Raw genomic sequence first — 20383 nt, 5'->3', positions numbered from 1 at the left:
CTTACGAAAAGAATCACCCCATTCGATATCCGGTCTCCGCCTAAAACCTCATCCGCACCCTGTAGACGAGCTTCGTCTCCTTGTCCTTCGACACCGCGATATCGAACTCAGCGGTAAACGCTTCCGTCTTCTTATAGTCATGAGATGAGCTGAGCATGATCCATTCTCCCGGGATGGGCTCGATGACCCTCACTATCACATCTTCCTTCTTGTGATTTCTGAGAGAGACCTCGAAGGCCGCCTCATACGTGTCATATGCGACCTTCTTCCAGTCGGTCTGTTTCCTGCTTCCGACGACATCAAAGGCATCACCGAGCTTTACCCGCACCTTCTCGTCCTTGGCGGTATGATCGATGGAGTCCTCGCCAACGAACTGGAGACCCCCTTCGCTGTCCCGCTTATAGACCCTCACCGTGCCCTTGGGTAGGGGGATGCCGAGGTTGTCTTCCTTCCTGTTTGCCATCTCGACAAAGATGCCGATCTTTTGGTTGGAGATCTTCTCTCCGTAGCTCGACCGGTAGTAGTACTGGGCGCCGTAGTAGACGAGCTCTTTCTTTACCTTGACGTCACCGGCGTTCACGAGGCTGATCTGCTTCGTCTGGTTCTCTTTTATTGTGGCGGGTCTCTGGAGGGTATAGATATGGTACTCGAAGAACTCCTCCTCCCGAAACTGCGGTGCAGCAGGTTTTGCCGCTGCCTCTGCAGCGCGAACCATCCCCTTCTGATACGCCAGCTCATCCTTTGCCCTGTTCACGTCACCTGCGACAAGTTTTATCTTCGCGTCCTTGTACGTTGCGCCGCTTCTATTATCAATCGTGACCCAGCCGGAGAGATCCGCCCTGTCGTCGTGCTCGTTCAAGGTCACGACATAATCGGACCTCCAGTTGATCCCGTTCGTAAGGTATGAAGCCTCCACTTTCTGTAGAGACTGAAGACTATTTTCGAGAAGCCAGACTAGTGTCGGCTTCGAGATAAGGTTTTCCGGGACCCCCGGGAATATGATCCTCCCCGGGTGGCCGAAGGTGATTTCGTCTCCGACCTTGAAAATGGGTCCCCCGTTGTTCGAAAGGAGTGTGGCGGTTACGATCTCCTCCCTTTCGGTGTAGGGATTTTTGCTGTAGAGTTTCACCTCCTTGCCGACATATTTGTCAAGGAGCTTCTGGGGATTCAAAAGGTCATATTCATAGTTCTGCTCCAAGACCTGGAGGCTGTCGGTGTTCAGAAGTGATTTGATATGGACGCTTGTCGGAATGATTTGCGAAGCCACATCCATAAACCTCAACTCCCCCATCCCTTTCGGAAGCTTCAGGCTCCTCTGATCCTTCACAAGGCCGAGGTTCACGTTATAAATCGTCACCGCTACCCCTGTCTGGTCATCCACCCCTGAAGAAGCAGATGAAGTCTTCTCTGCCTCCTCCCGGGCGGGAGCCATCTGACCCACGCAAAAAAGCGACAAAAAGAGAACTGCCGAACCTATGAGATATCCTGCTTTCATCTCAACCTCCTTTGGTTTGTCTTTTCACTTCTTAGTCAATGAGACAAGGGAGGTGAGAAAAAAGTTCCTGAGAGTCGTTATTTTTTTTGTTCAGCGTGAAATGGTGAGGGCCGATGGGGGAAATGCAGCATCGATCTTAATTACAATCGCGGATGGGCATACTATGGAGCAGGCGTGCCGCCGTTTTCCCGCCATGTAAATCCCGGATGGAGAGGGTATTACAGCAGTCACAGCTGGAACGGCCAGCCGTGGAACTATAGAATGATTTCTCATCAACAGTTTGTACATGGCCACTACGGACATTACCGATATTAATACATCGGCCTAAAAAGTATTTAGGCAATCAATTGCCCAGGGAGGGGAGCTTGCTCTCCCTTCCTTTACGCGCGATCAGCGTGTGCTGATAATGATATGTAAGCCGTCACCAAAAACTCTTCGCCGTTGTCTTCATTGTACGAAGAAAGAGCAAGGCCGAAATTCCTCCTGAAGCATACTTCCCCATGAACTGGTATGCTTTTCAATAGTTCAGCCGGTAACTAATGGGGAGATCGATGTGATCTCATTTCCATTGTCGTTTAACTTGATAGCGGGGTGGATAGCCTTTTTCTTAATCGTAGGGGCCTTCTTAATTATTTCACAAGGAATAAGAAAGTTCTTTGGTTAAAGAGTCTGCCACAAGTCAGGAGAAGAAAAATTCTAAGGTCATATATCCGACTTATAAAACTTGCTAAAGTCGCATTTTGGGGATCACCTCTTTATATAATAATGCTCATCCTCATACACAAGTACGATTCCGCAGAATTCTTTCAAGCATCTGTTCTTGGAATTTTGATGTATCTTATCCTTTTGCGAGATTTTCTGTATAGAAAGTTTCTGCTCAAGGAACTGGATGAACTGGAAGTGGGCGAGTCACAATAAGCGCTTGCTGTACGGATCGCCAACTCCTCTAACTGAGTACTTCCTCCCAACGCGAGTTGCTACTTTTGATAACTATTGGGTTCCTCTCCAAGTCCGCATAACAGGCCAAGAGCTAATGCGCTAGTTTCCGGTAATAACATTCACTAGTCATCTGCTTGGGGAAGAGGAATACCGCGAATAACACTCATCCAAAAGGGTGGTGAAGGCAACGATGCATCCTCAGCGAGGTGACTATCGCATGCGCCCTTTACTACACTGGTGCTGGAGATTCACCACCCTTAACGTTAGAACTGCGCAACCTGCATGGCCGATAACTTGTTCTGTGGCGCTGCCAGTGTTGGGTAGTGGTTATCTAAGCCATTCGAGAGCATCTTCGAGATTGTCAAAGACTTTAACCCGCATGCCCCAATTTACTGCGACGGTTTCGCCGGACCTCTTCGGGTCAAGGACTGGCTCGTGAAGAACATATGCAAACTGTGGACGGGGAATCCCCTGTTCTATTATGTACCTCTCAACCGTCTCTGCGGCGAATTTGCCGTAAAGAAACCGCTCGAACTTTTCGGGCTCGCCCTTGACTTCCCGTCCATCGCACAGGATCTTCTCAGCTTTCTGTTCTGCAACAATATCAAGCACCTCAATGAAGATCCTCTTGGCCTCTTCTAACGAGAACTCACCTGTCGCCATTACGTGAAGAAATCCTGATTTAGCGGATATTTTGAGATTCATGCCCATCTTGCACCAACCTTTCCAGCCAACATTATTGCCTATGCCACAAATGACAACCCTTCTCCCCCAAAATTCGGTGGTATGCACGAAGGTATGGGCTAAAATACTAACTGCAAAGCTAGGCGACCTTTCGACTACTTACGTGAGGGTGCCCCATGTTGCTTTTTTGTCACATGTGATACGTGAGAAGGAGTAGCCGCCTTGTCCTGCCCCTCATATAGAGGCAACCTGAAGGAAAAGCACGAACCCAGCCCCACGTTACTTTCGCACCAGATATGTCCATTCAACGCCTGGATCATATCCTTCGAGATCGCCAGACCATACCCGGTAGACAACTCTGTCCCTGTAGGAGATGGCCCAAGCCTTGCGCCCGGCTGAAACAGTTTCGCCTGATCCTCTGGAGTTAAGCCAGGACCGTTATCCTGCACAGAACAGACGACATAGCTAGGCTCGGCGATTACAGAAACACGAATCACACCACCGGATGCGGAGAACTTTACCGCATTGGAAAGCAGATTATCAAGCACTGCAGCCACCACAACCCTGTCGGTCCATGCGTACACTGGCTCCACTGCGGGTTCAAAAACAACCGCAACCCGTTTTCCCCGGGCTTGGTCTGCGTAATACTCACAACCCCTCTGTACCAACAAAGGCAAATCCACTTTCTCCCATTTTAAATCCAGTTTCACAGCTACAGCCGCATTGCTCAACAACCGAACCGTCTGAATCATTAACTTTGTCGCATGCTGCAGACCCTCAAGCCAAGTCTTTACCTGCTCGTTAGCGGAATCCCCTAGCGCATGGGAGAGTAGAGCAACACAACCACCAGCAACAGTCAGATAATTCTTGATCGCATGAGCAGCATAGCGAATCACATTGGGATCCAAGGTCGGCAGATCATTTAATTCCGCGAGTGCATGTTCCAGTTCGGTCTTCGCCGATTCGATCGACGCTATAGCGTTTTCCTTCGCACCTGGAACTGAGAGATCAAAATTCTTGCCTTCCATGATGACATTATAGCCGAATACCTATCCCCCAGCAACCAGCACTCGATTTGGGAAGCGGTAGAGCCGACATCGACCATTTCTTGGATTCCCGTCTTTGACGCCTGCACGTCACATCCCGAACCCTATAAAGATAGTCGTGCGACACTTCTGCGGCATTCATTATTGGTCTTAACCGAGACAGGTCGAATTGCGCCCAGCGTTTAGTTCTCGAAGTAACCTCGCACCTGTGACAAAAAGAAGACAGTTTCTGTTCATGGATGTACTTCTCGTTAGTTGCGCCTTTTTGAAAGTGTCATCATGTCGGGGTATATAACGCCGGAGGCAGCATTGATTTCCCAATGAAACAGGCAGGCCTACTTTGTCCTTCGCTTATCGAGATTCCTTTATCTCGAAATTGTTTGTGTATGTCTGATCACCGAGATTGATTCTGTATATCCCTGGAACCACCGGCGTACCGTTTCGGCTAAGACCGGCCGTTCTCCATATGTAAACATGACTTTCCCGGGGCTTTAATGTTCTCTTTGCGATTACATTCGCAGCGGTGAAAAGTTCTACGCTCATCCATGCTCCTCTGTCATCCTTCTTCTCGACCTTTGCGAATCCGCTGTTTATGAATTGCCCATCTGCAATTTCGACATTATGCTCGGACATGTTAGTCACCGTGATAGAGATATCATCGCCCTGAATGAAGACCTCACCGTTCGTCAATGCCTTCAATTTCGGTTCAAACGGAGCCTCTCCACCTTTCACCTCTCCCTTTGCGAGCGCATCCGCCGAACGGGCAACGCTCGGTTTCATCGCCGGTGGGGCGGCCTTTGCCGATTCCGCGTGGCTGCCCCCTATTTCCGTTTTTCCCGAAAGCTGCGACTTATTCTCCGGACTTGCCGGAGCAGGTACGCTCTCTTTTAAACGAGAGGACTCATGTTGTTCTCCCTCAGCGAGACCTCTTCCTTCCTCGCTGGAGGAGGGAGACGAAGGCTCCTCCTTTTTGGGCATGGCAACGTCGGGTTTTTTCGATGGCATGGAGACGTCGTCCGGCGGTCTGACCGGCGAAGGGGTCTCTCCTTTCATCGTCTCTTCCGAAGGCGCTTTAGCAAGCCTCATCTCGGGCTGCATCGGTTTCAGAATATGCATCGCCACTACGGCGATGAGAATGGCTGCGCAGGCCTCGATCGGCAGTTTTATACGAAGGGGGTAAAATAGTGTGCGGAAGAGTCCTCGTTTGGGCGGTCTTTCCGATCGAACCCGGGCCATGATCTTCTCCGCAAGCCAGGGAGGAGCTTCGACTTCCTCGATCTGCCTCACCCGCTCCACCGTTTTCCTGAGGTCTCCCAGCGCCTCGCCGCATTTACTGCAGGACTTAAGGTGTTCCTCGACGAGAAGTTTTTCTTCCGCGGAAAGGGCACCGTCGATAAACGCCGATAGGCTCTCTTGAATGGTTTTGCAGTCCATCTATAATTCCCCCATCGCCCTTTTGAGACAGTCCTTGACAGCCTCTCTCGCCCTGGAAAGTCTGGACTTTACCGTCCCCTGCGGTATCTTAAGCATATCATGTATCTCTTCATAGGAAAAACCCTGCATGTCCCTCAGAATGATCACTTCCCTGAATTCTCCGTCGAGGGCCGATACGCATCGCTGCACGAGACCCTGCAGTTCCTTTTTCTCGAGACGTTCGAGGGCCGAAACCTCTCCGGACACGGGCTCGGTTCTCAAGGGGCCGTCTTCGGCAGGAAGAGGGTCGTCTAACGAAAATGGCTCTTGTGAGAGCCTCGCCTTCATCTGCTTAAGGCGGTTTCGCGAGAGGTTCATGACTATCGCATGGATCCAGGTCGAGAACTTCGCCCTTCCTTCGAACCCTCCGATATTCCTGTAGACCGAGACAAAGACCTCCTGCACGATGTCGCAAGCCTCCTCATAGCTGCCCGTCATCCGGAGGGCGATGTTGAGCATCCTCTTCTGGTATTTTTGCACCAGGGCCTCGAAGGCTTCGAGGTCTCCCTTCTTGCAGAGGGAGACATACTCGAAATCCTCATCTGCCCTCATCTCTCTGTGCCACATACTATTAGACACCCCGATCGAGGAAAATGTTCCTCAGTAATCAAGGATACCATACTCAAATAGTGATCCGGTCCAGAACAGACCTTCTTCCCCTCAGATCTTTTTTGACTAAAGGAGCTTCTTGGTATAGAATTTCTTCATGAAAGCCGGCTTCGTTTACGACGACATATTCCTCCGGCACGAGACTCCGCGGTCACATCCGGAATGCAGGGAGAGGCTTCTGTCGATAGTCGGCAGCCTGAAGGCGTCTCCCCTGTGGGAGAGATTGGAGCATATCGCCCCGAAGAAGGCCGGTTATGAAGATGTCGAGCTGGTGCATCACCACAGCTATGTCGAGAAGATTAGGCATTTCGGACAGGGATATGCCGACCCGGATACCTATATCTCGAAGGACAGTCTCGAAGCAGCCCTCTTTGCCGCAGGGGCGGTCATGGCGGGTGTTGGGAGGTGTAAGGCGGGGACCGTCGAAAGGGTTTTCTGTGCCGTGAGACCTCCGGGGCATCATGCCGAGGCTGAGAGGGCCATGGGGTTCTGTATCTTCAATAACGTCGCTGTCGGCGCGCGGTACGCCCAGGGACTCGGCTACAAGAAGGTCTTCATCGTCGATTTTGATGTCCATCACGGTAACGGCACGCAGCACATGTTTGAGGACGACGACACCGTCTTTTATTTCAGTACGCACCAGTACCCCCACTATCCCGGCACGGGAAGCGAGTCGGAGCGGGGGAGAGGAAAGGGAAAGGGTTTCACCTACAATATCCCGATGGCGGGCGGCTCGGGAGACAAGGAATACTGCGCCGCCTACCATGAGGTGATGCCCGGTCTGGTCAGGGGATTCGGCCCTGACATTATCCTCGTCTCAGCCGGATACGACATGCACAAGGATGACCCCCTGGCCGCGATCAGGGTCTCCGATGAAGGAATCAGGTCTATCGTGAGGGGGATACTCTCATTTTCCCTGCCGGCGGTCTTTGCCCTCGAAGGCGGTTACGACCTGGACGCCCTCGGAAGGGCAGTGGTTATTACGATTGAGGAGATGCTCAGGTAGATGTGGGCTTAAACACCGTGACCGCAAGAGGGGGCAGGGTGATGTTGAGTGAATACGGTCTCAGCTGGAAAGGGATGGGTTCGGCGAGTATGCCTCCGGCGTTGCCCATATTACTGCCCCAGTAGAAGTCGGAATCGCTGTTGAGTATCTCCTGATAAAATCCCTCCTGAGGCACGCCTATCCGGTATTTATATCTCGGAACGGGGGTGAGGTTGCAGGTGAAGACCGTATGGTCGCTCTGGTTCTTCGCCCGTCTCAGGAACGAGATCGCGCTCCCCTCGACATCGTGGAAGTCTATCCATTCAAAGCCGGTAGACTCAAAATCTACCTCGTGGAAGGAAGGCTCCGAGAGGTATAACCGGTTAAGGTCCTTCACGAACCGCTGAAGCCCCTGGTGGGGTTCAGTGTCGAGGAGATGCCAGTCGAGGCTCCTGTCGAAGTTCCATTCGTCCCACTGGCCGAAATCGCCGCCCATGAAGAGGAGTTTCTTTCCCGGGTGGCCGAACATGAAGCCGAGGAGCAGGCGCAGGTTCGCAAATTTCTGCCACATGTCGCCCGGCATCTTGTCGAGCAACGATCGTTTCCCGTGCACCACCTCGTCATGGGAGAGCGGAAGGACAAAGTTTTCGCTGAACGCATAGAGGAGGCTGAAGGTGAGGTTGCCATGGTGGTACTTTCTGTGAACGGGGTCTTTCGAGAAATATTCGAGGGTGTCGTTCATCCAGCCCATGTTCCATTTCATGCTGAACCCGAGCCCGCCGAGGTAGGTCGGCTTCGATACCTGCGGCCACGCCGTCGACTCCTCGGCGAAGGTGAGTATGCCCGGGTGCTGCTCGTGCGCGACTATGTTGAACTTCTTGATGAAGTCTATCGCCTCGAGGTTCTCCCTCCCGCCGTATCTGTTCGGTATCCATTCCCCTTCTTTCCGCGAATAGTCGAGGTAGAGCATCGACGCCACGGCATCGACACGGAGACCGTCGATGTGATACTTCTCAAGCCAGAAGAGCGCGCTCGAGAGCAGGTAGCCCCTCACCTCGCTCCTCCCATAATTGAAGATCTTCGTCCCCCAATCAGGATGGAATCCCTTCCGGGGGTCCTCGTGCTCATAGAGACAGGTGCCGTCGAAAAATCCGAGGCCGTGGCCGTCTGTCGGAAAATGCGCAGGAACCCAGTCGAGGATCACCCCGATCCCCGCCGCATGGCAGCGGTCGACAAAATACATGAAATCCTTCGGTTCTCCGAACCTGCTCGTAGGCGCGAAGTATCCTATCGTCTGGTATCCCCATGACGCGTCGAGGGGATGCTCGTTTATCGGGAGGAGTTCGATGTGGGTGTACCCCATCTCCTGAGCGTAGGGGATCAGTCTCTCCGCAAGCTCACGGTACGTAAGCCATCGTTCGTCTTCCTCAGGCACTCTCATCCACGAACCGAGATGGACCTCATAAATGGAGATCGGGGACGAGAGCCAGTCCGTCTCCACCCTTTTCCTGATCCACGAATCATCACCCCAGAGGTAACCGTCTATGTCGTAGACGATAGATGCGCTTTTCGGCCTCTTTTCAAAATAAAACCCGAAGGGATCCGACTTCTGTGTCGTGTACTTCCTGATCTTCGACCGTATCTCGTATTTATAGATCTCGCCTTCACCGAGTCCCGGGACAAAGAGGGCCCATATTCCCGAGTCGCCGAGGTTCATCATCGGGTGGGCCGCCGCATTCCAGCCATTGAAGTCTCCGATGACGCTCACGCGCTTCGCATTCGGAGCCCAGACCGCAAAATGTACCCCCCGTGCACCATCCATCTCCGTCAGACGGGCGCCGAGTTTCTCGTATTGACGGTAATGGCTCCCTTCCCCGATGAGATGGAGGTCAAAATCGGTGAGCAGCGTCTTCTTCTTGGAGGGATTCATCGGTTCCTCTGGGTCTGCTACTGCTTTGGAATCCTACTGCGCTTCTTCTGGAAATCGACCTTCACGACCTTTGAGTTATCGGAGGCGTTCCCCCTCCTCTCCGCTTCCTCTGCTGCGGAATTCTCCTTCGGGTCCAGTTCATCCTCGCGGGCGAGCGGGGAAGTCATGAATTGTGCATTCAGTTCCGGAGAATAGATGACCATGATATCTCCTGCCGGTATGAAACATTTCTGGGAAGTCGAACCGAAGACGAGCGACGTGGAAATGCCCCGGTCACCCCAGGAGAAATTCATCTTCCCGTTGAAGACGAGAACGATCCCGTTCTTTATCTCCTCTTCGGTGAACCCGCGGGTTCCGATCATCACTTCGGGGGAATGTTTCACGACTATGAAGACGCGGCCCGCCAGACCAAGCATCTCATAGAAGATAGTCTTCTTCAGTTCGTCCATCGTTGACGACATAATAAAAAATTCTAGCAGATTTCCCGTCTCTTTGGAAGGAGAAAAATGGTCCGGACCGAAGCGCGATGCATGACTCTGATATAATAAGAAAATTCCGGAAAGGAATACGCTTCCCTGCGCGGCATATGGACAAACTTATCAAGAAATATCTCGACAAGCTCGAATCGCAGGGTCTCGCGCGGAAGGAAGATGCCCTCCTCCTCGCCCTCGATGCCGAGGTCGTATCGAACAGGCCGCTCCGGGATGAGGTATTGAACCTCAGCAGGATCTTTGAGTACATGAACATCAATACCTTCCTCTTTTCGAAGCCTGCCGAACCCTACAACGGCATCATCGATGAAATGCTTCGCCGTCACCCATCGGGGGGCGTCCCTTCGAGGATCAAGCCGATGGACTGCGAAACGAGGACCTTCTTCCATGACATACCGGTCATTGACGAGTACTCTCCGGAGGCGATCGCGAAGGCCCTATCCCAGAGAAAGTCAGCGATTCTGAGAGGCAGGGGAATAGCGACGTACGGCGTGGTATCCCCGGAGCAGGCGTTCGTATCCTTCAGTTCGGCCTGTTTCTCCCTTTTCGTTAAATTCTTTTACGACAGCCTCATCTATCTCGAGCATTGTGCAGCAAAGAAGAGAAGTCCCGACAAGGCCTTTGCCGAAAGCTTCGAGAAGATTGCGAGCGCCGTAAGGCACGCGACTGGCGAGGGGCCGATGACCGAAGGAGAGGAGAGCGCCGATCGCACTTCCGATCTCCCGGTGCCATGCGTACCTTCCCTCATGCAGGGTCCGCCCCGAGATGAAGGTGACATTCTGAGGATGCTTTCAGAGGCGGGACGGGCGCTCGTTGACTGCCGTCTCGTTGATTCTTTCTTCGGGAACATATCTTACGTCCATAACGACACGATCTATATCAGTCAGACGGGAAGTTCCCTAGACGAACTCGAATGCTGCATCGACGCGGTCCCGCTCGACGGTTCATCGTCGGTGGGGATTACGGCGTCCTCGGAATTGTCGGCCCATAAGAATGTCTATTACGGTTCCGGGGACAACGCGATTCTCCACGGCCATCCGAAATTCTCGGTCATCATGTCGATGCACTGTCTGAAGGAGGGATGCGACAGGGACCTCTGCCACCGGGCGTGCAGGGAGGAGAGGGATATTTTAGGAATTCCGGTGGTCTCCGGGGAGATCGGCAGGGGCCCGACAGGGCTGATGCATACGGTGCCTCCTGCGATGAAGTCGGGCAGGGGGGCTATCGTTTACGGCCACGGTGTTTTCGCCTCCGGGATGTACGATTTTCGGAGACCCTTCAGGATGCTCCTCGATATAGAGAGGACTTGCAGGGAAGAATACTTCAGGCTGACGGAAAAGTATCTCGTTCGGCGTTAACCCCGCCTTTCGTCGGTCTTGTTTTCTTCTTTGCCTTTTCCGTCACGTTGGGGTATCATTTTTTATGATGATAAAGCCTTTTTCGGTGACCGGCATAGGGAGTCTTCCCCATAAAAATCCTGACGAGGCCTGCAGGCTCGTTCTCGAGACCTTTGATATCCCTTTCTGGCCGCAGCTGCCGCGGGCCTCTTTTCTGGAATGGATGATCCCGCAGTATTCCGAGGGAATGCCCTTTGTCGCCGTCGACACGAAGAATGAAACCATCGCGATCGAGAGGAGCGCGAATGACGACCTCGAGAGGTTCTATGAGACGTGCAGGGACACCTGCAAGATCGCGATCTCGGACGACTATGCGCGGGGGTTCCACAGCTTCTTGCGGGCGATCAAAGGCAGGCATTTTACGACCATAAAAGGCCAGGTTACCGGCCCGCTCACCTTTACCCTCGGACTGAAGGACAGCGACGGCAGACTCATCTACTTCGACGAGGAACTGCGGGAGATATCCATGATGCTGCTCCAGGCAAAGGCGAGATGGCAGATCGATCAGTTGAGGCCTCACGGAGACAACGTCCTCATATTCATCGACGAGCCGATACTCTCCGCGATCGGGTCGAGCACATATCTCGGCGTGAGCGGGGAGGAAACTCTCAGGCTGCTCTCCGAGACGGTCTCGGCCATCAAGGACTCCGGGGGAGTTGCGGGAATCCACTGCTGCGGCAACGCCGATTGGCCCCTTGTTATGGAGAGCGGGGTTGCCGTTATCAACTTCGACGCCTATGCCTATTTCGATAATATCGCCATGTATCATCGGGAGGTGAGGAGATTTCTCGATCGAGGCGGTTATCTCGCCTGGGGGATCGTCCCGACTACGGATGCCGTTGAAAAGGAAACCCCCGATTCGATCGCCGCAGCATTTAAGGAGCGGCTCGGGACGCTTTCCCGCGACATACCTGAGGACCTCCTCCTGTCCCGGACGATCATCACCCCGTCGTGCGGCGCGGGTTCGAGGACAGTCCAAGAGACGCTGAAGATTTTCCAGTTGCTCATGAGACTCAAAGAGGAATTCTCGTGAGGGGGACCTTCGTATCCTTCGAAGGCATAGAAGGCACCGGAAAGACGACACAGATCAGGCTTCTCGGGGAGCATCTCGCGGGGAAAGGGTATCCGACCGTTCTGACCGAAGAACCGGGCGGAACACCGATAGGGCGGCGCATACGGGAGGTCCTCCTCAAGATCGAACATACCGAAATGGACCATACTACGGAGCTGCTCCTCTATAACGCTTCCCGGCGTCAGCACCTCCATGAGGTCATCCGCCCCGCAATGGATGCGGGGAAGGTTGTCATTACCGACCGTTTCAGTGATTCAACTCTCGCCTATCAGGGATACGGCAGAGGGATAGACAGGGAGCTTATCGCCACCCTCGACAGGATTACGACAGGCGGTCTGAAACCGGACCTGACCCTGCTCCTCGACATCGCAGTCCAGATCGGACTGAAACGGAACCGGGGTGCCAATAAGGTCGACCGGCTCGAACTCGAGGATCTCGCTTTCCATGACAGAGTGCGAGGAGGGTACCACGACCTCGCCCGCAAGGAACCCGATAGGATAAGGGTAATCGATGTTTCAGGAAAGATTGAAGAAGTACATTCGCGGATAATCGTGGTCGTAGATGACTTTCTGCGCGGAAGATTTGCGTAAGGCGATCTCTCCTCTGCCCGTTTACTTCCTTCCTCCGAAGACCGCGAAAATACCGTTCTTGTAATAGCAATCAACGTCCCGGAATCCCGCCCCCTGCAATGCCCTCAATTGATTTCCCAGCGTATCGGGCTTGTTCATGCTCGAAGGGTCTTTATAACGTCTTATGAGATCCTCAGGCATTTCATCCTGAACATTGCGGCGATGCATCATGTGTCCCATCCAGTCTTTCCAGATCGCGAAATACCAGTTCTCGAGTTCTTGGGACGGCGGAAGTACCGTATCGATGTCTACAAAATGACCTCCGGTCCTCAGATGTGATGCTATGAGTCGGAAGAGGGCGGCCTTTTCGGTCAGATCGAGATGGTGAATCGCCATGGAAGAGACACAAAAGTCAAACGTGTCGAGAGCGACAATACCATGCAATATATCCTGGAAGGTCGCTTTTATAAAATGTACGTTTCGGAACTCCTTGAGCCTCTCTCGAGACCTTTGGAGCATGCCTTCATTGCCGTCAATCAATGTGGCGGACAGGGAACCGTTCACCTTCAGCAGCTCCTGACTGAGAATGCCGTCTCCGCAGCCGAGATCGAGGAGCCTGATATCCGCCCGTCCCTCAAAAAGATGCGAAAAGAGCGAGGAGACCAAACGGAACATCCTTCCCCGCTCAGGTATATAAACATCGGCTTTCTCAAGATAGTTCTCCGCAAAGGCATCATCCGCCCATGCCGACCCCCTGAAGTCGCTCATACCATGATATCCTCAGACTTCCCCGGTCCATTCTGCCGGTAGTCTTCTTGCGGTCGGTCTCGAAGAGTCTTCTCTTGACTCACTGGTATTCGTATATCTTGAAGGCCTTCTCGATAATCTCGCTCGGCACCGGTATCCCCAGATTTTTCGCTGCTCCAAGGTTGATGCAGATATTGCCTTTGTCCGCGGACACGACGGGCAACTCCCTCGCCTGCTTCCCTTTGAGGATGATCTCACCGGCCTGCTGCGCGTTCGCATTGCCCAATTCAGAATAGTCGACTCCGACAGCCGCTAAGGCACCCTTTTCGACGATTTCGCAGATACCGGTAAAGACAGGGACCTTCTTCTTCTGACAGGACTGAATGATACGGTGTGACGATGCCTGCACCGTGTTATCGGAAGGGATGAAGAGAAGGTCGACACCCTCACGGAGAAGCGCATCAACCGCCGTCTCGATCTGAGAGGGTGTTGCTGCGGACCTCACGACAGCACTGATATTGCGGTTTCCGCACTCAGCCTTTATGTATTTTACCGAGACCCCGGAATTCTGTTCATTCGGGTTATGGATGATTCCTATTTTCCTCACTTTCGGTAACAACTTCTTTATTACGTCAAACTGGGCCGAATAGGGCCAGAGGTCCTGCGTGCCTGTTATATTGCCCAATGGATGCCTGAGATCTTCGCCATAAAATCCTGCCTCCTTTGGATCGGTGACCGCCCCGAAGATTATCGGTTTCGTCTTTGTCTTCCGGAACACCTCCTGAGTCGCCTGCGTGCCGAGGCTATAAATCAGTATAAAATTCCCTTGTGCCAACTCTTCTGCCAGTGCGCTGAGAGTTCGGGAATCTCCGGCCGCGGAACGGGAAACGATCGTGGCATCGATGCCCTGTCGTGACAGTCCGAACAGAAACCCGTCCTTCAGTCGGTCTGCCCACTCGAGTTGCTTGTCCTCCAGGATCGCGATTTTCGGTTTCGGCAACGAGGTACTACTCTTGCTGCATCCGGATACGCAAATAAAGAAGGAATGAGCGATGATGAGCGCCGCGATTGTGAGGTTACTTGCAAAAGACCGTTTCGTCATCTGTTTCTGTCGGAACTTCTCTATGACATAAGGATAGCATATTCTGCGAGAAAGGGATTTCCAGCGTGGGCGGTCCGTCTCCCCTTTTTGTGACAACCCTGGCGTCGGTTGGATGCCAGCAGCAATGTACCGCAGTATGAGTCACCTCCGATCGATTACCGTTGCCATAGAATCTGGACCGCTTCGAGAGGGATAGAAACTCCAGGATAGCGGGGGTATGCCCTCGCTGTGTACTCCCCCGCCTGTCGGGACGCCGGCACTGTCGCGCGGTAGATGTAGCCGTTCTCCGCGCCGACGGGGTGCCCGCCCCGTGTCATCTCCTGCCGCACCGGATCCCTGCCGTTCACTCCGTCAGCATAGAGTTCCACCTGCACGGCATTCGGTTCGATACCATTGAGATAGACCTGAACCTCAAACACGTGCCCTTCCGGATCCGACGTGACGTTAACTTCACCGAAACGCAGATTAGCCCATTTCTGTTCCAGGGAATGTTTCCAACTCACCATGGCAGCTCCCCGTGAGCCCCTATCTGCTGCTCGTTCGCGAAAGGCGGCGGCAGCAGCGATATAATATCGATCGGTATACTCGCAGACCGCACGGTTGGCGGAAAAGAGGGGCGTCAGCCTGGCCATGCTCTCACGGATGCGCGCGACCCAGGCGGTAGGGATGCCGTTTTGGTCACGGCTATAAAATTCGGGGATCACCTTCTCTTCGAGCAGTTCGTAAAGGGCTTTCGCTTCGGCATAATCCCATGCCGGATCGTCACCGTGCTCCCTGCCGTCACCCAACGCCCATCCCACCTCAGGCGAGTAGGCCTCGGCCCACCAGCCGTCGAGCTCCGAGAGATTGAGCCCGCCGTTGACGAGCACCTTCATGCCGCTCGTCCCACAGGCCTCCCAGGGTCGCCTCGGTGTATTGATCCAGACATCTACCCCTTGCACGAGCCGCTCCGTCAGGAGCATGTCGTAGTCGCTGAGGAAGATCACATGCTTATGAGCCTCCGGTCGGCTGATGAAGCGCATCCATTGAGTGATCATGTCACGGCCTTGCTGATCGGCCGGGTGAGCCTTACCGGCGATGATAAGCTGGACGGGCCGTCGGGGATCGGTGAGTATGCGAAGGAGCCTTTCCGGATCGTGGAGGAGAAGGTTCGGCCGCTTGTAGGGAGCAAAGCGGCGGGCGAAGCCGAGTGTCAAGGTGTTGGCGTCAAAGATATGTTTCGCGTCTTCGATCTCGCCGGCCGGAGCGCCCGATACGGACAGTTGCCGCGACAGCCGCTCCCTGACGTAATCGATGAGCGTTTCACGTGCAGATGCGCGGCACTCCCAGAAGAGGGGGTCCTCGACGCTGCGGATCTTCTCTTCCAGGGTCTCGACCGTTCCCATCCAGCGCTCCTTTCCGCAGGCTCCGGTCCAGAGTTCATCGGCCTCTTCCGAATCCCAGGTCGACATATGGACTCCGTTCGTCACGTGCCCCACCGGCACCTCGATCTCGGGCCAGCCCTGAAAGAGGGGTTGGAAGATGCGCCTGCTCACCTCCCCGTGTAACCGGCTCACTCCATTGACCGCACCGCTGCCGCGCACCGCCAGATACGCCATGTTGAAGAATTCAGAGGAGTCATTCCCGTTTCTGCGGCCGAGGGCGAGCAATTCATCGAGCGAAAGGCCGAGTCTGTCCTGGGCATATCCGCCGAGGTACTGTCCGACAAGGGACGGTTCGAAACGATCAAACCCGGCAGCGACAGGCGTATGGGTGGTGAAGAGGTTTCCTGCGCGGGTAACGGCTAGTGCTGTTTCGAAAGATTGACCGGTCTCTTCCATGAAGTATCGTGCGCGCTCCAATACGGCGAAAGCCGCATGCCCTTCATTAAGATGGCAGACCTCAGGCCTGATGCCGAGTGTGAGGAGCAGACGCCATCCCGCGATGCCGAGCAGGATCTCCTGAATGAGACGCACCTCGGGCCCGCCCCCGTAAAGCTCGCCGGTGATCCCCCTGTGGGCAGGGAAGTTGGCCGGGTCATTGCTGTCGAGCAGGTAGAGCCTCACCCTGCCGATCTGAACCTGCCAGGCCCGCAGCCAGAGCGAGTAGCCGGGCAGCTTCACCTCGAGCCGCAGCCACTCGCCGTTCGGCTCGCGCAGAGGAGTAATGGGCAGTTGGCCCGGGTCGTTATAGGGGAAGAGGGCCTGCTGGGCTCCGTTCCGGTCTATGACCTGCCGGAAATAGCCCTGCTGATAGAGCAGCCCAACGCCGACCACCGGCACGCCGAGATCGCTCGCGGCCTTCAGTTGATCCCCGGCAACGTTGCCGAGTCCGCCGGAATAGATGGGGAGTGCCTCGCTCAACATGAATTCCATGCTGAAATAGGCGACGCAGGAGAGCTGAGCATCCTGATATTTTTCCTGAAACCACGCCGGTGACTCGGCGGCGCTATGGCCGGCTTGAACGAGTTCATCCACTTTCTTACGGAAGGCCGAATCGGCCAGAAGGCGCCGGAGTTGATCCCGCGAGACGGTTTGGAGAATGATCCAGGGGTTGTGCGTGAGATCCCACAACTCCGGATCAAGCTGCTTCCATGCCTCGTCCGCGGAATGATTCCACGACCATCGCATGTCCAGGGCCAGCTCTACGAGAGAATCGATCCCCTCTACGTCAGACGGCAGGAAGGCGTATATGGGGTGACTGCCTGTTGTCGGTTCGCTCATTTTCTCCTCCTCTTCACTCTGGCCATGAGGAAACGGAGAGCTCCGGTTGCATCCTCATGGTTCCTTTCCTGGCGCGCCATTCACTAGTCTCTCAGTCTGCCGAAACGGCCTTCTCATGCAGAAAAGATGCGGTAAGATCGATATTCATCAGGTCTGCGATCTCGGCGACGGTGATGTCAGCCGGCGGATAGGTTACCGAGTTTCGCGGATCGAGCGCGTAATGCCCCTGACGAGCAAAGACCGTTGTCAGGCTGTTCCCCCAGATCTTCTTCATCGCTTCGAGGATGCGCAGTTTGTCGTCGACCATGACGTAATGGCGGGCGGGGTAACGCAGCCCGACATCGTCGAGCATCCGCTCTTTATGGATATAAATCAGGACGCGGCCGCCGACCGCATCCCAAAGTCCCGATTTTTGTATCTTGCGGGGCTGGAAGACAACGTCGCCATCGGAAAGGATGACCGTTGTCGCCACAGAGTTCATACGCTCGAGGACAGCGAGCGCGCCGGGGTATAACCTATCGGAAAAAGGATAATCGACGAGGAACGAAGACATGAGGAGCAGTCGCGGATCGCAGATCTCCTCGACACGGTAACGCTGCAAGGCCCCTAAGTAGTCCGCATAACCGAGCTCGGCTCGCAGCGCTTCGAAGATCGCAAAGTACCGGTCCCTGCTCTTTGTCCCGAACTCCTCTTCGATGTGACTACGGAGGTCGGTTTCGACCCTGTCGTTGTCGAGCAGCGTGTTATCCACGTCAAACAGGAACACAACTTCGTTCTGCGATACCATCGAGTGGCCCCAGGGTATTTATTGTTAAGTTTAGCACAAGAAATTTGCCAGTCAACAAGGCATTCGGAGACACAAGGCATTCGGAGACTTGATCGAGTGCGGGGCTAACCCAATAATAGGAATAGAGAGAAGGTTACCTATTTCTCGGTCGATTCTCGTAGTGATATCGGAAACGCCTCGATGGGCCCCGAAGAGCCGACTGCAAGATTAAAGACGTCTCACAATTCTCTGATGAAAAAGTAAAGAAAATGGACCCGGCATAACCTCTTCGCCCCCCTACGGAAATGCCGGGTCTCTCCTGATTTAATGCAGCAAGTTTAGTGTGTTGCTTCCGTCATCCACGAAGAAGACGCCGCGAGCAGGGTCGAGAGCCAAACCAAAGAGAGTGCCGGCTCCAGGCGGTGCGCCGGTATTGTCCAAGAGCTGCGTGGCGATCTGTTTTCCTTGAGGAGTAATCTCCGTGATGAAGCCGTCATTGCCGTTCACAGTCAGAATGTGACCGTTCGGGGCAACGATGAGCCCTAAAGGATCGTTCAAGCTTCCGCCTTTGGAGAGCGTAAAACCGGTGCCGGCCGACGTGGTGCGGTCGAGCGCATCGGGAATTATCGCTATGCGATTATTCAGACTATCAGCGACATAGAGCACCGGCTCTCCTTTCTCTCCGAACTTCCAGGGAGAATCCTTGTCAAAGTTTCCTCTCGGGCTGAGACCGACGCCGGTCGGTCCTATCACGAGAGCATCAGGGTCGGTGCGTTCAGAGAAACCTGAACCGACGATCGTCATGGATTCGATCGAGGGCATGCTGTTCGGGGAAATCACCAGATTAATCCGGAGCACTGTGCCCTGATTCACAACGTTAGGACTGGCAGCTACCGTGCCGTTCAGCACATTGGTGACAAAGAGTTTGGCTTCGTGGTCACTGTCAGCTGCGACCATGTCCCACGGACCGCTGATGAGCGAGCCGAAGAAGGTCTCAACAGGGTTGCCGCTGCTGTCGAGCACGATGAGGCAGCCGGCCTCGGCCGTTGCAGCAGAGCCGTCGGTAGTAGGCAGGCTTCCGACGATCACCCAACCGGAGCGCAGAACCACAAGCGCTGTCGTCAATCCGACGCCGCCCGGACAAGGGCCGGGCAATGAGTTAGGGTCAATTTGTGCGAAGAGATTGACGGACGACAGGTCCGGCGCCACATCAACAATTGTCGTACCAGTGCCCTGCAGGTTTCCGCTGTTATTGAAGTTGCTCACCAGGATGTGGTCTTTTATCAGATTACCCACGGTGCGCGGTACCCTGGCGACGCCGTAAGGGTTGACGTCACCGTTTCCGGGGACCGTAGAGGGTCACGTGAGGACCGTTGTAAACTGATGCAATATAACGCCATTGGCCGCTTGGGCAACGTCCGTTTGCCCACTCGCCAATATCAGTATTAGCATCATAGAACCAAGGACTATGCTTTTAATACTACCCATTTCTCCCTCCTTTGCTGTGCTGCTAAGGCATGCCTCCGCACTGAAATCCTTAAGTCGAACACGCCGTCGCCGTCAAAGTGACGCACGGATTCAGATCGGCTCGGGCAATGCACTACAGCACACGGTTACGCTTTCGAGACAAGAAATACCCAACGAATGAGATTCTTCCCGATGCTTCACTATCACCCCCCTTCAGGATAAGTCTCTGCGATGGATGTGAGTGAGATCCAGCATTTCGTACTTCCACAAATTAATGCTATGCCCGAACACTCAGCAAGTAAATCAGACAAAGTCTGATTTACTTATCATCGTTTATCCTACGTGAAGATTCGTTATGGCGGAAATTTCTTCATCGCTATTTCCATAGGTTCGAAATAGATGGTTGAAGGGTAAAACCCCTTCGCTAATTCTGCTGACCACTGAATTGTCATGATCGTCTTTGATAATTTCCTCTTTTCTGCTATGATTCTCCCATGCTGAAAAGAGAGATTCATCGCGGTCATCGGTTTTTTATGAAAAGACTCGGCGTGATTTGTCTTGCCGTGGCTGCTGCGGCATCTCTCACCGGTTGCATCACCTTTCTGACGGATATCAAGCTCCGCGGTGACGGCAGCGGGACGATGGTGCAGACGATGACGATGAACCCGGCGCAGATGAAGGAGATGATGGAAAGCATCGCAAGGCAGATGGGCGCGTCAGTGACCGAGTCGAAATCGGACGCTGCGTCGGATTCGAAAGAGGGCTCCCCAAAGGCTTCGGATGAGGGCCCGTTCAAGGAGGATATCCTCAAGGGCAAGGCCGTGGACATGGGCGCGGGGGTGACATTTGTGTCGGCGGAAAAGATCGACACGAAGACGGCGGCAGGCGTCCGCGTGACTTACGCCTTCA

The 20383-nt window shown here is 54.1% G+C and carries 17 protein-coding genes; 5 read left to right on the top strand and 12 right to left on the bottom strand.

Going from position 1 to position 20383, the window contains the following annotated elements; genetic code table 11:
• Positions 1–40: 40 nt before the first annotated feature.
• From VEI96_01875 to VEI96_01855, 5 genes are all read right to left on the bottom strand, one after another.
• Positions 41–1495: a DUF4139 domain-containing protein gene (locus VEI96_01875; protein ID HXX56731.1), complete on the bottom strand. Its 1455-nt coding sequence runs from the start codon at positions 1493–1495 to the stop codon at positions 41–43.
• Positions 1496–2761: 1266 nt separating this feature from the next.
• Positions 2762–3145: a hypothetical protein gene (locus tag VEI96_01870; GenBank protein HXX56730.1), complete on the bottom strand. Its 384-nt coding sequence runs from the start codon at positions 3143–3145 to the stop codon at positions 2762–2764.
• A 128-nt stretch (positions 3146–3273) separates the two neighbouring features.
• Positions 3274–4146, bottom strand: coding sequence for a HAMP domain-containing sensor histidine kinase (locus VEI96_01865; protein ID HXX56729.1), 873 nt, complete (start codon positions 4144–4146; stop codon positions 3274–3276).
• A gap of 369 nt (positions 4147–4515) precedes the next feature.
• Positions 4516–5598: a DUF2275 domain-containing protein gene (locus VEI96_01860; GenBank protein HXX56728.1), complete on the bottom strand. Its 1083-nt coding sequence runs from the start codon at positions 5596–5598 to the stop codon at positions 4516–4518.
• Positions 5599–6189: a sigma-70 family RNA polymerase sigma factor gene (locus tag VEI96_01855; GenBank protein HXX56727.1), complete on the bottom strand. Its 591-nt coding sequence runs from the start codon at positions 6187–6189 to the stop codon at positions 5599–5601.
• Positions 6190–6343: 154 nt separating this feature from the next.
• Here VEI96_01855 and VEI96_01850 point away from each other — a divergent pair, with 154 nt between their 5' ends.
• Positions 6344–7252: a histone deacetylase gene (locus VEI96_01850; GenBank protein ID HXX56726.1), complete on the top strand. Its 909-nt coding sequence runs from the start codon at positions 6344–6346 to the stop codon at positions 7250–7252.
• Here the strand turns inward: VEI96_01850 and glgB are convergent.
• On the bottom strand, positions 7245–9161 hold the full coding sequence (gene glgB / locus VEI96_01845) for a 1,4-alpha-glucan branching protein GlgB (protein HXX56725.1): 1917 nt from the start codon (positions 9159–9161) through the stop codon (positions 7245–7247). The two genes, VEI96_01850 and glgB, sit on opposite strands and share 8 nt — an antisense overlap.
• Positions 9162–9178: 17 nt before the next feature.
• Positions 9179–9610, bottom strand: a complete 432-nt coding sequence (locus VEI96_01840) for a ClpXP protease specificity-enhancing factor SspB (protein HXX56724.1) — start codon at positions 9608–9610, stop codon at positions 9179–9181.
• Positions 9611–9747: 137 nt separating this feature from the next.
• On the opposite strand from VEI96_01840, the gene VEI96_01835 reads away from it, so the two are divergent.
• The 3 genes from VEI96_01835 to tmk all read left to right on the top strand — a co-directional run bounded on the left by VEI96_01835 (position 9748) and on the right by tmk (position 12711).
• Entirely contained in the window at positions 9748–11010 is a 1263-nt protein-coding gene (locus VEI96_01835) for a class II aldolase/adducin family protein (protein HXX56723.1), read from the top strand.
• 64 nt (positions 11011–11074) lie between these two features.
• Positions 11075–12082, top strand: coding sequence for a hypothetical protein (locus VEI96_01830; GenBank protein HXX56722.1), 1008 nt, complete (start codon positions 11075–11077; stop codon positions 12080–12082).
• Positions 12079–12711, top strand: coding sequence for a dTMP kinase (tmk, locus tag VEI96_01825; protein HXX56721.1), 633 nt, complete (start codon positions 12079–12081; stop codon positions 12709–12711). Before VEI96_01830 ends, tmk begins: the two co-directional genes overlap by 4 nt.
• 21 nt (positions 12712–12732) lie before the next feature.
• Here the strand turns inward: tmk and VEI96_01820 are convergent, their stop codons facing one another.
• The 5 genes from VEI96_01820 to VEI96_01800 form a co-directional block, all read right to left on the bottom strand.
• Positions 12733–13458, bottom strand: a complete 726-nt coding sequence (locus VEI96_01820; protein HXX56720.1) for a methyltransferase domain-containing protein — start codon at positions 13456–13458, stop codon at positions 12733–12735.
• Positions 13459–13537: 79 nt separating this feature from the next.
• On the bottom strand, positions 13538–14539 hold the full coding sequence (locus tag VEI96_01815; GenBank protein HXX56719.1) for an ABC transporter substrate-binding protein: 1002 nt from the start codon (positions 14537–14539) through the stop codon (positions 13538–13540).
• A 155-nt stretch (positions 14540–14694) separates the two neighbouring features.
• The gene (glgP, locus tag VEI96_01810; GenBank protein HXX56718.1) at positions 14695–17241 is read right to left on the bottom strand and encodes an alpha-glucan family phosphorylase; all 2547 of its coding nucleotides are present in this window, start codon (positions 17239–17241) and stop codon (positions 14695–14697) included.
• A gap of 91 nt (positions 17242–17332) precedes the next feature.
• A complete protein-coding gene (locus VEI96_01805; protein HXX56717.1) occupies positions 17333–18028 on the bottom strand; it encodes an HAD family hydrolase in 696 nt (231 codons plus the stop codon).
• Positions 18029–18331: 303 nt separating this feature from the next.
• Positions 18332–19303 carry a hypothetical protein gene (locus VEI96_01800; GenBank protein ID HXX56716.1) on the bottom strand — a complete coding sequence of 324 codons (972 nt, stop codon included), beginning with the start codon at positions 19301–19303 and terminating at the stop codon, positions 18332–18334.
• A 704-nt stretch (positions 19304–20007) separates the two neighbouring features.
• Between VEI96_01800 and VEI96_01795 the strand changes: the two genes are divergently transcribed.
• Positions 20008–20383, top strand: a 376-nt coding sequence (locus tag VEI96_01795; GenBank protein HXX56715.1) for a hypothetical protein, incomplete at its 3' end; no start/stop codon positions are given.

The organism is Thermodesulfovibrionales bacterium (assembly GCA_035622735.1).
Lineage (GTDB): Bacteria > Nitrospirota > Thermodesulfovibrionia > Thermodesulfovibrionales > UBA9159 > DASPUT01.
The sequence above is the reverse complement of the archived record's forward strand: the minus strand, read 5'-3'. Positions and strand labels throughout refer to the sequence as shown.

Bases quoted from the DNA above. Each gene is read 5' to 3' on its own strand.
- VEI96_01835 (HXX56723.1), top strand. From the start codon at position 9,748: ATGGACAAACTTATCAAGAAATATCTCGACAAGCTCGAATCGCAGGGT.
- glgP (HXX56718.1), bottom strand. From the start codon at position 17,241: ATGAGCGAACCGACAACAGGCAGTCACCCCATATACGCCTTCCTGCCG.
- VEI96_01820 (HXX56720.1), bottom strand. From the start codon at position 13,458: ATGAGCGACTTCAGGGGGTCGGCATGGGCGGATGATGCCTTTGCGGAG.
- VEI96_01855 (HXX56727.1), bottom strand. From the start codon at position 6,189: ATGAGGGCAGATGAGGATTTCGAGTATGTCTCCCTCTGCAAGAAGGGA.
- VEI96_01830 (HXX56722.1), top strand. From the start codon at position 11,075: ATGATGATAAAGCCTTTTTCGGTGACCGGCATAGGGAGTCTTCCCCAT.
- VEI96_01870 (HXX56730.1), bottom strand. From the start codon at position 3,145: ATGGGCATGAATCTCAAAATATCCGCTAAATCAGGATTTCTTCACGTA.
- VEI96_01865 (HXX56729.1), bottom strand. From the start codon at position 4,146: ATGGAAGGCAAGAATTTTGATCTCTCAGTTCCAGGTGCGAAGGAAAAC.
- VEI96_01840 (HXX56724.1), bottom strand. From the start codon at position 9,610: ATGGACGAACTGAAGAAGACTATCTTCTATGAGATGCTTGGTCTGGCG.
- VEI96_01875 (HXX56731.1), bottom strand. From the start codon at position 1,495: ATGAAAGCAGGATATCTCATAGGTTCGGCAGTTCTCTTTTTGTCGCTT.
- VEI96_01815 (HXX56719.1), bottom strand. From the start codon at position 14,539: ATGACGAAACGGTCTTTTGCAAGTAACCTCACAATCGCGGCGCTCATC.
- VEI96_01850 (HXX56726.1), top strand. From the start codon at position 6,344: ATGAAAGCCGGCTTCGTTTACGACGACATATTCCTCCGGCACGAGACT.
- VEI96_01805 (HXX56717.1), bottom strand. From the start codon at position 18,028: ATGGTATCGCAGAACGAAGTTGTGTTCCTGTTTGACGTGGATAACACG.
- VEI96_01860 (HXX56728.1), bottom strand. From the start codon at position 5,598: ATGGACTGCAAAACCATTCAAGAGAGCCTATCGGCGTTTATCGACGGT.
- glgB (HXX56725.1), bottom strand. From the start codon at position 9,161: ATGAATCCCTCCAAGAAGAAGACGCTGCTCACCGATTTTGACCTCCAT.